Origin of the sequence: Pseudoxanthomonas sp. SGT-18 (assembly GCF_003931645.1) — a bacterium.
In the GTDB taxonomy this organism is placed as follows: domain Bacteria; phylum Pseudomonadota; class Gammaproteobacteria; order Xanthomonadales; family Xanthomonadaceae; genus Pseudoxanthomonas.
On record NZ_RRYJ01000002.1, the window covers coordinates 97,654 to 110,459 of the forward strand.

17 protein-coding genes and 1 other RNA gene are annotated in these 12,806 nt (G+C 73.6%); 10 read left to right on the forward strand and 8 right to left on the reverse strand.

What is annotated here, in order from left to right; genetic code table 11:
- Positions 1 to 31: 31 nt before the first annotated feature.
- Positions 32 to 1,069 (reverse strand): glycosyltransferase family 9 protein, encoded by a 1,038-nt coding sequence (locus EIM47_RS03475; protein ID WP_019399119.1) that lies wholly within the window; start codon positions 1,067 to 1,069, stop codon positions 32 to 34.
- Positions 1,070 to 1,099: 30 nt separating this feature from the next.
- Between EIM47_RS03475 and EIM47_RS03480 the strand changes: the two genes are divergently transcribed.
- From EIM47_RS03480 to ffs, 8 genes are all read left to right on the forward strand, one after another.
- Positions 1,100 to 1,849 (forward strand): 3-deoxy-D-manno-octulosonic acid kinase, encoded by a 750-nt coding sequence (locus tag EIM47_RS03480; protein WP_028914817.1) that lies wholly within the window; start codon positions 1,100 to 1,102, stop codon positions 1,847 to 1,849.
- A 1-nt stretch (position 1,850) separates the two neighbouring features.
- The gene (locus tag EIM47_RS03485; RefSeq protein WP_019399121.1) at positions 1,851 to 2,612 is read left to right on the forward strand and encodes an MBL fold metallo-hydrolase; all 762 of its coding nucleotides are present in this window, start codon (positions 1,851 to 1,853) and stop codon (positions 2,610 to 2,612) included.
- Entirely contained in the window at positions 2,609 to 3,628 is a 1,020-nt protein-coding gene (moaA, locus tag EIM47_RS03490) for a GTP 3',8-cyclase MoaA (protein ID WP_125076151.1), read from the forward strand. Before EIM47_RS03485 ends, moaA begins: the two co-directional genes overlap by 4 nt.
- Positions 3,629 to 4,138, forward strand: coding sequence for a cyclic pyranopterin monophosphate synthase MoaC (moaC, locus tag EIM47_RS03495; protein ID WP_026010627.1), 510 nt, complete (start codon positions 3,629 to 3,631; stop codon positions 4,136 to 4,138).
- Positions 4,135 to 4,380, forward strand: coding sequence for a MoaD/ThiS family protein (locus EIM47_RS03500; protein ID WP_028914816.1), 246 nt, complete (start codon positions 4,135 to 4,137; stop codon positions 4,378 to 4,380). Before moaC ends, EIM47_RS03500 begins: the two co-directional genes overlap by 4 nt.
- 1 nt (position 4,381) lies before the next feature.
- Positions 4,382 to 4,846, forward strand: a complete 465-nt coding sequence (locus EIM47_RS03505; RefSeq protein WP_125076152.1) for a molybdenum cofactor biosynthesis protein MoaE — start codon at positions 4,382 to 4,384, stop codon at positions 4,844 to 4,846.
- Between the two features lie 21 nt (positions 4,847 to 4,867).
- Positions 4,868 to 5,938, forward strand: a complete 1,071-nt coding sequence (locus EIM47_RS03510) for a beta-propeller fold lactonase family protein (protein ID WP_125076153.1) — start codon at positions 4,868 to 4,870, stop codon at positions 5,936 to 5,938.
- A gap of 163 nt (positions 5,939 to 6,101) precedes the next feature.
- Positions 6,102 to 6,192: signal recognition particle sRNA small type (gene ffs, locus EIM47_RS03515), an RNA gene on the forward strand.
- A 113-nt stretch (positions 6,193 to 6,305) separates the two neighbouring features.
- On the opposite strand, the gene EIM47_RS03520 is transcribed toward ffs, so the two are convergent.
- The 3 genes from EIM47_RS03520 to EIM47_RS03530 form a co-directional block, all read right to left on the reverse strand.
- Positions 6,306 to 6,785, reverse strand: coding sequence for a hypothetical protein (locus EIM47_RS03520; RefSeq protein ID WP_125076154.1), 480 nt, complete (start codon positions 6,783 to 6,785; stop codon positions 6,306 to 6,308).
- Between the two features lie 116 nt (positions 6,786 to 6,901).
- Complete coding sequence (locus tag EIM47_RS03525; protein WP_125076155.1) at positions 6,902 to 7,930, reverse strand: NADP-dependent oxidoreductase; 1,029 nt, start codon at positions 7,928 to 7,930, stop codon at positions 6,902 to 6,904.
- An 11-nt stretch (positions 7,931 to 7,941) separates the two neighbouring features.
- Positions 7,942 to 8,721, reverse strand: a complete 780-nt coding sequence (locus tag EIM47_RS03530; protein WP_240626146.1) for an MFS transporter — start codon at positions 8,719 to 8,721, stop codon at positions 7,942 to 7,944.
- A 24-nt stretch (positions 8,722 to 8,745) separates the two neighbouring features.
- On the opposite strand from EIM47_RS03530, the gene EIM47_RS15875 reads away from it, so the two are divergent.
- Positions 8,746 to 9,630, forward strand: a complete 885-nt coding sequence (locus tag EIM47_RS15875; RefSeq protein WP_240626147.1) for an AraC family transcriptional regulator — start codon at positions 8,746 to 8,748, stop codon at positions 9,628 to 9,630.
- 75 nt (positions 9,631 to 9,705) lie between these two features.
- Here EIM47_RS15875 and EIM47_RS03540 read toward each other — a convergent pair whose 3' ends face one another.
- The 4 genes from EIM47_RS03540 to EIM47_RS03555 form a co-directional block, all read right to left on the reverse strand.
- Positions 9,706 to 10,200, reverse strand: a complete 495-nt coding sequence (locus EIM47_RS03540) for an EamA family transporter (RefSeq protein ID WP_051403651.1) — start codon at positions 10,198 to 10,200, stop codon at positions 9,706 to 9,708.
- Positions 10,125 to 10,664: a DMT family transporter gene (locus EIM47_RS03545; RefSeq protein ID WP_125076159.1), complete on the reverse strand. Its 540-nt coding sequence runs from the start codon at positions 10,662 to 10,664 to the stop codon at positions 10,125 to 10,127. The genes EIM47_RS03540 and EIM47_RS03545 overlap by 76 nt, the downstream gene beginning before the upstream one ends.
- Positions 10,661 to 10,858: a hypothetical protein gene (locus tag EIM47_RS03550; protein ID WP_125076160.1), complete on the reverse strand. Its 198-nt coding sequence runs from the start codon at positions 10,856 to 10,858 to the stop codon at positions 10,661 to 10,663. Before EIM47_RS03550 ends, EIM47_RS03545 begins: the two co-directional genes overlap by 4 nt.
- 185 nt (positions 10,859 to 11,043) lie before the next feature.
- Complete coding sequence (locus EIM47_RS03555) at positions 11,044 to 12,009, reverse strand: helix-turn-helix domain-containing protein (RefSeq protein WP_125076161.1); 966 nt, start codon at positions 12,007 to 12,009, stop codon at positions 11,044 to 11,046.
- A 188-nt stretch (positions 12,010 to 12,197) separates the two neighbouring features.
- Between EIM47_RS03555 and EIM47_RS03560 the strand changes: the two genes are divergently transcribed.
- The gene (locus EIM47_RS03560; RefSeq protein WP_125076162.1) at positions 12,198 to 12,569 is read left to right on the forward strand and encodes a YciI family protein; all 372 of its coding nucleotides are present in this window, start codon (positions 12,198 to 12,200) and stop codon (positions 12,567 to 12,569) included.
- Positions 12,570 to 12,806: the final 237 nt, after the last annotated feature.

Below are 12,806 nucleotides of genomic sequence, written 5' to 3' on the forward strand. Positions count from 1 at the left end.
CGGCCCGGCGCATCAGGTCCGGATCTGGGCGTCAGCGGCCATGGTCGGCACGGTAGCGCTCGAAGGCCTCGATGGCATCCTGCACGGTGACCAGTTCCATCACGCCTTCGTGCTCGATCTTGGTGCCCCATTTGAGGGCCGCGGCGGGCTTGCCGAGGTACTTGCGCGCCGCGTCGTCGTAACGGTCCACGCAGTAGCGGCGGTCCGAGTAGGGGCCACTGCGCGCCGGGTTGCTGGCCGCATGCAGGCCCAGCACCTTCGTGCCCATGGCGTTGGCGATGTGCATCGGCCCGGAGTCCGGTGTGACCAGCAGGTCGGCGCGCGCCAGCAGGGCCGGCAGCTGCTTGAGGGTGTCCTTGCCGACCAGGTCCAGCACCGGGGCGCGCATGGCCGCGACGATGGCATCGGCGGTGCTGCGCTCCAGCCCGCTGCGGCCGCCGCACAGCACCACCCGCCAGCCGCGCGCGGCGGCGTGGTCGGCCAGGGCGGCGTAGCGGTCCGGGTACCAGTTGCGGCGCTGGTGGCTGGAGCAGGGCGAGATCATCAGCACCGGGGCGCCATCGTCCGGCCATTGCGCCGCGGCCCATTCATGCGCCTCGGCCGGCACCGGCAGGTTCCACTCGACCTTGTCCTGGACCAGGCCCAGCGGCTCGCAGAAGCTGCCGATGGCGTCCAGCACGTGGATGCCCGGGCGGTCCGGGATGCGCTCGTTGATGAACAGGCCGTGCAGGTCCTTGGAGCGGGAACGGTCGTAGCCGACCCGGCGCCGCGCCGGCACGAAGGCCGACAGCACGTTGGCGCGCGCCGCCACCTGCAGCTGCAGCAACACGTCGAACCGCTCCGCCGGCAGCTGCCGGCGCAAGGCGCGCATCCCGGCCAGGCCGCTGCGCTTGTCGTAGACGTGGAAGGTGACGTCCTCCAGCCCTTCCAGCAGGCGCCGGCCGCCCGGATCGATGATCCAGTGCAGGTGGAGGCCCGGCCAGGCGCGCTGCAGCGTCCGTACCAGCGGGACCACGTGGGTGACGTCGCCCAGGGCGGACAGGCGCAGCAGGCAGATCGAGGGGCGCATCGGTCTCGGGGTGTTGTTAGACTCGCGAGGATGGTCGCGTTCGACGCAAACGAAGCCTTGTCGCCCTACCGCGCCGGCAGCGGTTACGGCGCCATTCTGTTCGACCGCGAACGGCTGCGGCAAGCCGGGCCGGAACTGTTCTCGCCCGCGGCCTGGGGCGAACGCGCGCGTCCGGTGGGTTCCGGCGGCCGCGGCGGCGCCTGGTTCGTGGACGCGCCGTTCGGCCCGTCGGTGCTGCGCCACTACCTGCGCGGCGGCCTGGCCGCCGCGGTCAGCCGCGACCGCTACGTGTGGCGCGGCGCCGCCCGTACCCGCAGCTTCGCCGAGTTCCGGTTGATGCGCGAACTGCTCAAGCGCGGCCTGCCGGTGCCGCGCCCGCTGGCCGCCTCGTACCTGCGCCAGGGGGCGTTCTACCGCGCCGCGATCCTGCTGGAGCGGCTGGAGGGCGTGCGCTCGCTGGCCGACCGCGCCCAGGTGGCCGGCAGCGGCGCGCCGTGGGAGGAGACCGGGCGCCTGATCGCGCGCTTCCACCGCGAGGGCCTGGAGCACGCCGACCTCAACGCGCACAACATCCTTTTCGACGGCAACGGCCGCGGCTGGTTGATCGACTTCGACCGCGGGCGCATGCGCATCCCCGCCACCGGCTGGCGCGAGGCCAACCTGCGCCGGCTGCTGCGCTCGCTGCTGAAGCTGCGCGGCCAGCGCAGCGTGGAGGAGGTGGAGAAGGACTTCTCGCGCCTGCGCCGCGCCTACGAGCTGTCCTGGAACCGGGGCTGCTGAGATGGCCGCCTGGGCGCTGCGGCTGCACGGCGTGGGCAATGCCTCGGCGGTGGCGCTGGGCTCGCCCATGGCCACGCTCGAGCGCGACGGCCGTCCCTGGCTGACCATCGATTGTGGCGCCGAGGGCCTGACCGCGTTCGAGCAGCACTACGGCGGCCATCCGGACGCGTTGTTCGTCACCCACGTCCACCTGGACCACGTGGCCGGCTTCGAGCGCCTGTTCGTTTCCGCCTATTTCGATCCGGCGCGGCGCGGCCGCATCCGCGTGTACGTGCCGGCGCCGGTGGTGCCGCTGCTGCACCGGCGCATCGGCGACTACCCCAACGTCCTGGCCGAGGGCGGCGCCAACTTCTGGGATGCGTTCCAGCTGGTGCCGGTGGGCGATGCCTTCTGGCACGAGGGCGTGCGCCTGGAGGTGTTCCCGGTGCGCCACCACTGGCCCGAGACCGCCTTCGGCCTGCGCCTGCGCGGCAGCCTGGTGTGGAGCGGCGATACCCGTCCGATCCCGGAGACGCTGGCGCGCTACGCCGATGCCGGCGAGCTGGTGGCCCATGACTGCGGCCTGGTCGGCAATCCCTCGCACACCGGGATCGAGGACCTGGAACGCGAGTATCCGGCCGAGCTGCGCCAGCGCATGGTGCTTTACCACTACGCCAGCCCCGCCGACGGCGAGGCGCTGGCCGCCCGCGGCTATGCCGTGGGCCGCCCCGGCCAGGTGCTGGCCCTGGCCGAGCCCACCGCGCCGGTGGCGGAGGCCTCATGAGCGCGGTGCAGGCCCGCGCGCCGCTGCCCCGGGACCGGCTCGGGCGGCCGTTGCGCGACCTGCGCCTGTCGGTGATCGACGCCTGCAACTTCCGCTGCGGCTACTGCATGCCGGCCGAGCGCGTGCCCGACGACCACGGCACCCATGCCGCCGACCGGCTGTCCTTCGACCAGATCGAGACCCTGGTGCGCGGCTTCGTCCAGGTGGGCGTGCGCAAGTTGCGCCTGACCGGGGGCGAGCCGCTGCTGCGCCGGAACCTGCCCGGGCTGGTCGCGCGCCTGGCGCGCATCCCCGGGATCGAGGACCTGGCCCTGACCACCAATGGCGCGCTGCTGGCGGCGCAGGCGCGCGCGCTGCGCGAGGCGGGCCTGCGCCGGCTGACGGTGAGCCTGGATGCGCTGGATCCGGACGTGTTCCGGGCCATGTCCGGGCAACGCGGCGAGGTCGGCGCGGTGCTGGAAGGCATCGCCGCCGCCGAAGCGGCCGGGTTCGACCGGATCAAGCTCAACTGCGTGGTCCTGCGCGGGGTCAACGAGGACCAGGTGCTGCCGCTGCTGGAGCGCTTCCGCGGCAGCGGCCACGTGGTGCGCTTCATCGAGTACATGGACGTGGGCACCTGCAACGGCTGGGACCCGGTCCAGGTGGTGCGCGCCGAGGAACTGCGCGCGCGCATCGCCGCGCGCTGGCCGCTGCGCCCGCTGGCCGCCAGCTACGCCGGCGAGGTGGCGCGGCGCTACGCCTTCGCCGACGGTGGTGGCGAGGTCGGCTTCATCAGCTCGGTCAGCGCGCCGTTCTGCGGCGACTGCCACCGCGCCCGCGTTTCCGCCGATGGCCACCTCTACACCTGCCTGTTCGCAGACCGCGGCCACGACCTCAGGCCGGCGCTGGCCGGCGGCGGGCAGGGCGTGGCCGAAGCGGTGGCGCGGCTGTGGTCGGCGCGCGAGGACCGCTACAGCGAAATCCGCGGCCAGGCGCCGGCGCGCCGGCCCATCGAGATGTACCTGATCGGAGGTTGAGTGGCCACACGCACGTCTTCCCGCCGCGCGCCCGCCGCGCTGACCCATGTCGATGCCGAAGGCCGACCGGCCATGGTCGACGTATCCGCCAAGGACGTGACCGCGCGCAGCGCCACCGCGCAGTGCAGGGTCGCGTTCCCGGCGACGGTGGCGGCGCAGCTGCGCGCCAGCGGCATGCGCTCCAGCAAGGGCGGGATCATCGACACCGCGGTGATCGCCGGCACCATGGCCGCCAAGCGCACCCACGAGCTGATCCCGTTCTGCCATGCACTGCCGCTGGAAGGCGTGCGCATCGCCATCGACTGGCACGGCGAACGCGAGCTGCGGATCGAGTGCACCGCGCGCACGACCGCGCGCACCGGGGTGGAGATGGAGGCGCTGACCGGCGCCACCGTGGCCGCGCTGACGGTCTACGACATGACCAAGGCGTTGTCGCATGCCATCGTGCTGGGCCCGGCGAAGCTGCTGGGCAAGCGCGGCGGCAAGCGCGACTTCGGGCAGGTGGGATGATGGCGAGGGTGGCGCTGCTGTACTTCGCTTCGCTGCGCGACGCGGCTGGCTGCGAGCGCGAGGAAGTCGAGACCGCCGCGGCGGACCTGGCGGCGCTGTACGCCGAGGTCGCGGCCCGCCACGGCCTGCGCTGGCCGCGCGAACGCCTGCGGGTGGCGATGGACGGCTCGTTCGCCGCCTGGTCCGATCCGCCGCGCGAGGGCAGCGAGGTGGTGTTCATCCCGCCGGTATCGGGAGGCTGAGATGGGCGATCCGCGTACCCCGCTGGCCCGCTTCGAACTGGCCGATGCCCCGTTCGACATCGCCCCGCTGCGCGAGGGCCTGCTGCGCGACGAGGCCGGCGCCTATGCCAGCTTCGAGGGCTGGATCCGCAACCACAACGACGGCCGCCCGGTCGGCGGCCTGTATTACGAGGCCTACGCCGCGCTGGCGCTGGAGGAGGGGCGGCGCATCGTCGAGGAAGCCGTGGCGCGCTTCGCCGTCGCCGGCGTGCACTGCGTGCACCGGGTCGGCGAGCTGCCGGTGGGCGGGCTGGCGGTGTGGGTGGGGGCCAGCGCCGCGCACCGCGACGCCGCCTTCGATGCCTGCCGCTACGTCATCGACCAGGTCAAGGCGCGGGTGCCGATCTGGAAACACGAGCGCTATACCGACGGCCCGGCACAATGGCTGCACCCGGACGGACCCGGCAGCCCGCCGCAGCCGTCCTGACGGGCAACCGGAGACCTTCCCATGGCGATCGCATTCCCCCTGCGCCTGGCCGCCCCCCTGTTCGCCATCGCCGCCGTCGCCGGCAGCGCCGTCGCCGGCACCCCGGAACTGCCGGCGCCGCTTGGCACCCTGCTGGTCGGCAACAAGGCCGCCAACACCCTGTGGCGGCTGTCGCTGGCCGACGGCCAGCGCCTGGGCGAGGCCCCGACCGCGCCGGCGCCGCACGAGATCGTGGTCAGCCGCGACGGCCGCATCGCCGTGGTCAGCGAGTACGGCCACCGCGAGCCTGGCCATACCCTGGGCGTGTACGACGCCCACGCCGGCCAGCTGCTGCGCCGGATCGACCTGGGGGCCAACACCCGCCCGCACGGGATGCGCTTCACCCACGACGGCGGGCACCTGCTGGTCACCACCGAGGGCAGCGACGCACTGCTGCAGGTCCGCCTGGACGGCCGCATCGAGCGCGTGTTCGACATCGGCCCCGGCAAGGGACACATGCTGGCGCTGTCGCCGGACGGCCGCCACGCCTATGTCGCCAAGGTCGAGGCCGGGACCGTGGCCCGGGTCGAGCTGGCCACCGGCGAAGTGCTGGAGAAGCCGGCCGGCGATGGCGCCGAAGGCATCGCCGTGGCCCGCGACGGTTCGGTGTGGGTGAGCAACCGCGAGGCCGATACCGTCACCGTGCACGATCCGGAAACGCTGGACGTGATCGCCACCCTGGACAGCCCCGGCTTCCCGATCCGGGTCGGCTTCAGCGCCGACGGCCAGCATGCGCTGGTGACCAACGCCCGCGCCGCGACCCTGGGCGTGTTCTCGGTGTTGCAGCGCCGGCCGCTGGCGGTGGTGGCGCTGGCCGAGCCGGGCGCCGAGTACCGCCAGACCATGCTTGGCCGCGCGGCCCTGCCGATTGGCGCCGTCGCCGACCCGGATGGCCGCCGCGTCTACGTCGCCATCAGCGGCGGCAACCAGGTCGCGGTGGTCGATACCGCGCGCTGGAAGGTGGTGGAGCGCTGGTCCACCGGCGACGAGCCGGATGCCTTGGCCATCGTGCCGCCGGCGCCGGCCGCCGCACCCGCGCACGCGGCGCCCTGAGCCGCGCCCCGCGCCAGGCCCTTGCGTTCGCGCGGCGTCCCCCGCGAACGCCGGGACCATGGCCCGCGCGTTCCTGAACCGCCATTGGCGCCGCGCCGCGGCGATGGGCTAGAATGCGCGCCTCACCGGGCCGCGCGCTGCGCGGCCCGCGTCTATGGTGGCCCCGTCGGCCCCTCGCGACGCTAGGTCGAAAACCCCGCCAGGGCCGGAAGGCAGCAACGGTATCGATCGACGCGGGCGCCGAGGCAAGCCGGCGGGGCCGCCACCCTTCCGGGGCCCTGGAAAGCTGCGAAACGGCCCCTGGCATCGCGCGCGGTGGCGAGCGTCCTGGCCGCCTCGGCCACGGGATCGCACCGGGGCGCGCGCCTCAGTGCTCCACCACCCGGCACTGCCCGTAGGCGTTGAACTCCAGCCGCGTGCCGCCTTCGAGCACGAAGGTGTCGTCGGTGATGCGGCGGTGGTAGGCGCCGGTACGCGGATCCAGGGTCTCCACGCGGCGGTAGACGCCATGGCTCTGGCGGTCGACCGAGGCGTACTCGAGCGTCCACGCATGCGGCTGCCATCGGCAGCTCCAGGCCACGCGCTGGCGGCGGTCGCCGGCGCGACGCCCGCACAGCGGCGGCGAGAATGCGGTGCCATCCCACTCCTGCCAGACCCCGTCGCCGACGCGCATGCGCTCCGGCGGCTCGCCTTCGACCACGCATTCGAGCACCTGCGCCGCTGTGGCTGCCGGCACCTGCACCGCGGGCACCAGGGCGATGCCGGCGGCCATCGCGCGGCAGGCCTGGCGGGCAAGCCGGGCCATGCGCCCGCGGGTGCCTCGCGTTCCCTGGCGGCTGGTGGTCATTCCGGGCTCCGTGGCGGTCGCGGGAAGGCCACAGCATAGGGCCGCAGCGGTGGCGGAAGAGGGCGGCCAGCCAATGGCGGGGCGGCCGGTTGGAACCGGGGGCGCTGGGTGACGCGCTACTCCGCCACCTTCACCACCAGCTTGCCGAGGTTGCGTCCCTGCAGCAGGCCCGCCAGCGCCGCCGGGGCTTGCTCCAGGCCGTCGACCACGTCCTCCACCAGCACGATGCGGCCCTCGCCGACCCACGGCTCCATGTCGCGCCGGAACGCGGCGAAGCGGCTGGCGTAGTGGTCGAGGATGATGAAACCCTGCATGCGCACGCGCTTGGATAGCAGGGTGGCCAGCAGGGCGGGGCGCCGGTCGCGTCCGGCCGCAGGGCCATCCTGGTTGTAGTGGGCGATGAAGCCGCACAGCGGGATGCGCGCATGCGGGTTCAGCAGCGGCAGCACCGCATCCAGCACGGCGCCGCCGACGTTCTCGAAGTACACGTCGATGCCGTCCGCGCAGGCGGCCGCCAGGCGGGTGCGGAAGTCCGGTGCGCGATGGTCGATGCACGCGTCGAAGCCGAGCACCTCCACCGCATGCCGGCACTTGTCCGCGCCGCCGGCGATGCCGACCACGCGCGCGCCATGCAGGCGCGCCAGCTGCCCGGCCACCGCGCCGACCGCACCGGTGGCCGCGGCCACGACCACGGTTTCGCCGGCCCGCGGCTGGCCGATGTCGAGCAGCCCCACGTAGGCGGTGAATCCCGGCATGCCCAGGCCGCCCAGCGCCAGCGAGGGGCACGCCAGACCATCCACCGGGACCAGGTCGCTGCCGTCGGACAGCGCGTAGTCCTGCCAGCCGGCGTTGGCCTGCACCAGCGCACCGGACTGGAAACCCGGGTGGCGCGAGGCCACCACCCGGCTGATCGTGCCGCCGGGCATGGTGCCGCCCAGCGGCACCGGTGGCGCATAGCCGGGGCCCGCCTGGTCCATCAGGTTGCGCATGTAGGGATCGATCGACAGGAACAGCGTGCGCAGCAGCACCTGGCCCTCGCCGGGTCCGGGAACGGGCGCGGTTTCCAGGCGGAAGTCGTCCTCGGTTGGCAGGCCGCGCGGATGGGCGGCCAGGACGAGGCGGCGATTGCGGAGGGGAGCTTCCACGGTTGGCCTCCTCAGTGTCCGGGCGCGACCGCGACCGGCGAACCGCCGCGCGGCCCGAACTTCAGCGTGAGCGCCGCGCCCAGCGACATCGCCACCAGCGCGAACAGCGGCCCGCCCAGCGCGCCGATGCTGTCGACCAGGACGCCGCCACCGATGGCGCCGCTGGCGATGGCGACCTGGAACGCGGCCACCACCAGGCCGTTGGCGGCCTCGGCCTGGTCCGGCGCGGCACGCATGATCCAGACCTGGAACGCGACCGGGAACGCGGCGAACGCGAAGCCCCACAGGACGATCGCCACCGAAGTCAGCGCGGCCCAGTGTCCGGCCACCAGCATCGCCGCCGCCAGCACCGCGATCGAGGCGCTGCCCAGGACCACCGCCATGCGCTCGCTGCGCCCGGCCACGTGGCCGCCGGCGAGGTTGCCGAAGAAGCCCGCGATGCCGTAACCCAGCAGCACCGCCGAGATCGCGCCGATCGGCAGGCCGGCGACGTTTTCCATCAGCGGCCGCACGTAGGTGAAGCCGGCGAAGTGCCCGGAGATCACCAGCAGCACCGCCAGCAGCACCGCGCGCACCGGCGGGCGCCCGAGCAGCCGGACCAGGGTGTGCAGGTCGGCGGTACCGCGCGCCGGCAGCTTCGGCAGGGTGAGCCACTGCGTGGCCAGGGTCACCAGGCCGAGCACGCCGGCGGCGATGAACGCGCTGCGCCAGCCCCAGGTATCGCCCATCCACGCGCCAACCGGCGCGGCGCACACGGTGGCCAGCGACACGCCCGACAGCACCAGCGCCATCGCCCGCGCGAACCACGCTGCGAGATGCGCGAGCCGTGGGCGCTGGCGTTCCCCGCCCAGCGCGATGCGCGCTTCCACTTCGTCGCCCGCGGCGAGGCCTGGCTGTGGACGCCGCACATGGAATGGAAGCACCTGCGGGCCGGGGACGCGGTGCTGCTGCCGCGCGGAAGCATGCACGTGCTGGCCAGCGCGCCGGACGTCCCGGCCATCGAGATCCATGCGCTGGCGCGCCAGCCGGTCGCCGACAACCTCTACCTGCTGGGCAACGGCAGCGCCGCGGCGGCCGTGTCGGGCGCCGGCGCGCAGGCCGCGCCGGAGTGCGTGATGTTCTGCGGCGCGATGCGCTTCAACCTCGACCCGCTGCATCCGCTGCTGGCGATGATGCCGGAGGTGATGCATGCCGGCGCCCTGGTCAGCCGCGATCCGGCCGTGCCGGTGCTGCTGGAGGCCATGGAACGCGAGGCCGAGGCGGACCGCATCGGCAGCTGCGGCATCCTTGCACGCCTGGCCGACGTGCTGGCCGCCAGCATCATCCGTGCCTGGGTCGAATGCGGCTGCAGTGACTCCACCGGCTGGATCGCCGCGGTACGGCGCCCGAAGCTGGGCAAGGTCATCGCCGCCATCCACGTCGATCCCGGGCGCAACTGGGACGTGCCCTCGCTGGCGGCAATCATGGGGGCCTCGCGCTCGCGTTTCGCCGGGTCCTTCACCCGCATCGTCGGCGAGACCCCGGCACGCTACGTGGCCAAGGTGAAGATGTTCCAGGCCCGCCGCTGGATCCAGCGCGAAGGCATGCGCGTGGCGGTCGCGGCCGAGCGCCTGGGCTACGACTCAGAGGCGTCCTTCAGCCGCGCGTTCAAGCGGATCATGGGCGTGCCGCCGAGCGCGCTGCGGGCCGGGAACGCCTGAGCGCCGCAGGCCCGGCGGGTGCGGCTGGCCTGCCGGAACCGCAGGCGCGCACCGCCGCGGCAGGCCGCACGCAGCCTAGGCGTGGCAGGAGGAACGTTCGGCGGCTTCGGCCCGGACGACGGCCGGCGCGGGCTGGCGGTTGGCCAGCCAGACTCCGGCCACCGCCAGCAGGCCGCCGACGGCCATCGACCAGTGCAGGTGGTCGCCCAGCGCCAGCACGCCCACCAGCACCGCCACCACCGGCACGAAGTTGGTGAACACCGAGGCACGCGTCGGGCCCACCGCGCGCACGCCGTCGGCAAACCAGATGAAGGCCAGCGCGGTCGCCAGCCAGGCCATGTGCAGTACCGACAGCCACACCCCGGCCGGGTAGTGCAGCACGCGCTGGGGATTGCCGCCCAGCGCCAGTGGCACCGCCAGCAGCGCCGCACCCGCCAGCACCGACCAGGCGGTGGCCACCAGCGCGCTCAGGCCCACCGTGGCGATCCGCCGGCTCATGAACACATGCGCCGACCAGGCCAGCATGCAGCCCAGCGCGAACAGCTCGCCGCGGCCGACGGTGGTGGCCACGTCCTGCAGGTTGCCGCGGGTGAGGACCACCGCCGTGCCCAGCAGCGCAGCACGATCCCGGTCCAGCGCGAGGCGCTGGTGGCGGTGCCGAGCAGCACGATCGACGCCAGTTCCACCATCACCGGGCTGCCGGCGGTGATCAGCGCCGCGCGGGTGCCGGAAATGCTCTGCACGCTGGCCAGGAAGAACAGGGTGTAGGCGACCACGCCGGGGATGGCCAGGGCCAGGACCAGCGGCAGCTGCGCCCGGGTGATCCGCAGCGACTGCCCGCGCAGCACCGCGATCCCGGCCAGGGTCAGGCCGGCGAACAGGAAGCGCAGGAAGGCCACGCCCAGCGGATCGGCGTGCTGGGCGGTGTAGTGGCCGACATGGAAGGTCACCGCCCAGATCGCGGTGGCGCCCAGCATGCGCAGGTAGGTGCCGGCCAGGCTCCGGCCCGGCGGCGGGGTGGGCAGCGCGTTCATGCCGCCTTCCCTCCCGCGGCCCGGGTGATGTCCTGGGCCACGACCACCGGGACGACGTGGCCGTGCGCGGCGTCCATGGCGGCGATGATGTTGGCCAGGCTGCGGCGGCGGTCGGGAAACCCGATGGGCAGCTGGCCGTCGAAATACGCGTTCTGCACGTCGATCACGGGCAGGGCGCGGCGGATGGAATGCATGGCGGACCTCGCAGGGGGAAGCAGGGGAGGCATCTTCCTGTCCGCCCGGGAAGCCCGACATTGGCCTTTGCGACAGCGGGCAATGGAATCGGGCCAATCTCCGCAAGCCGGCGGTATGGCGTGCCGGCGCGTGCCGGCGGGCTGCGCCCGGCGCGGCCCGCGCACGATGGCAGCGATGTGCCGCGTCAGGCCGCGCGCCCGGCCGATTGCCGGAATGCCCGCCGGTACGCCGAGGGCGACATGCCCACGTCCTCGGCAAAGCGCTGGCGCAGCGACAGCGAGGTGCCGAAGCCGGCGGCCTCGGCGACCTGGTCGATGGCCAGGTCGGTGGTTTCCAGCAGGCGCTGCGCCAGGCGCAGGCGTTCGGTCGCGATCCAGCGCTGGGCCGAAGTACCCACCGCCTCGCGGAAGCGGCGGGTGAAGTTGCGCCGGCTCATCAGCGCCATGCCGGCAAGGGTGTCGATCGACAGTGGCTGGTCCAGGTGGTCGCGCGCCCATTCGACCACCGTGGCGAGGCGGTCGTCGGACACGCGCTCGGGCACCGGCTGCTCGATGTATTGCGCCTGCCCGCCGTCGCGGTGTGGCGGCGTGACCAGCCGGCGCGCCACCCGGTTGGCTACCTCCGCGCCGTAGCGCCGGCGCACCAGGTGCAGGCAGCAGTCGATCGCGGCGACGGTGCCGGCCGAGGTGACGACGCGGCCGGTATCCACGTACAGCACGTCGGGCCGGAAGCAGGAGGTGGGGAAGCGCTGGCAGAAGCGCTCGCGCCAGGCCCAGTGGGTGGTGGCCGGCAGCCCGTCCAGCAGGCCCGCATCACCCAGCACGAACGCGCCCACGCAGAAACCGACGATGGTCGCCCCGCGCGCATGCGCGGCCGCCAGCGCCGAGGTGACCGCCTCCGGCGCCGGGACCTCAGGCGTGCCCCAGGAGGGGACGATGACGATGTCGGCGGTTTCCAGCGCCTCCAGCCCGTGCGCCACCTCGACGGGCAGGCCATCGGCCGTGGCCACCGGACCGGGCTGTTGCGCGCAGACCACCACCTCGTGGCGCGGCAGGCCGGCATCGCGGCGGTCGCGCCCGAACACCAGGCTGGGCACGGACAGGTGGAAGAGGCTGATGCCTTCGGAGGCAAGGACGGCGATGCGCGGCATGGGGAGGCGGCCTGGTTGGCCCGATCGATGCTATGGCCGGGCATCCGGGCCAACAAGCGCCGGCCGGGCCACGCGGCGCTGGAAACGGGCCAGGACCGTGCCGCCCGGCCGCATCATCGCCGGCACCGCCGCCGGTCGATATCCGGTCCGCTGGCTCGTCGTGCGGGCAGTCCCATGGAGGCAACGCGATGAAATACCTTGGCCTGGCCTATTACTCCCCCGAAGCCTTCGCCGCGATGGCGCCGGAGGCCGTCGCCGCACTCGTCGGCCAATGCCCGGAGCTGGACCGGAAGATGCAGGCCACCGGCAGGATGCGCCTTTCGGCCTCGCTGGCCGAGCCGCCGGCGCGCAAGACCCTGCGCCCGCGCGGCGGCAGGACGAGCATCAGCGACGGCCCGTACGCCGAGTCCAAGGAAGTGGTGGGCGGCCTGTTCGTGATCGTGGCCGACAGCGAGGAGGAGGCGCTGCGGATCGCCGCGATGCACCCGGCCGCGGTGCTGGGCGAAGAAGCCGGGTGGGCGGTGGAGCTGGTGCCGCTGGAGTTCTGCCAGGCCAGCTGAGCAGGAGAAGCTCGCATCGCCGTGGGCAAGGCGCTGGCGCGTAGCCCGGCTGAGCGAAGCGCGCCCGGGGAGCAGGCGCGTTGGCGGCACCCCGTACTTGTCGCCGTGGCGCGACCCAGGTCATGCCACTACCGGCGTGGGCGACGGAAGTGTTCCGAAGGCGTTCTCGCCGCGTCTGCGCAGTTCGCTCCATGCCTGGGAGGCTTCGGTGACGGGGAATGGGGGCAATCGGCCTGT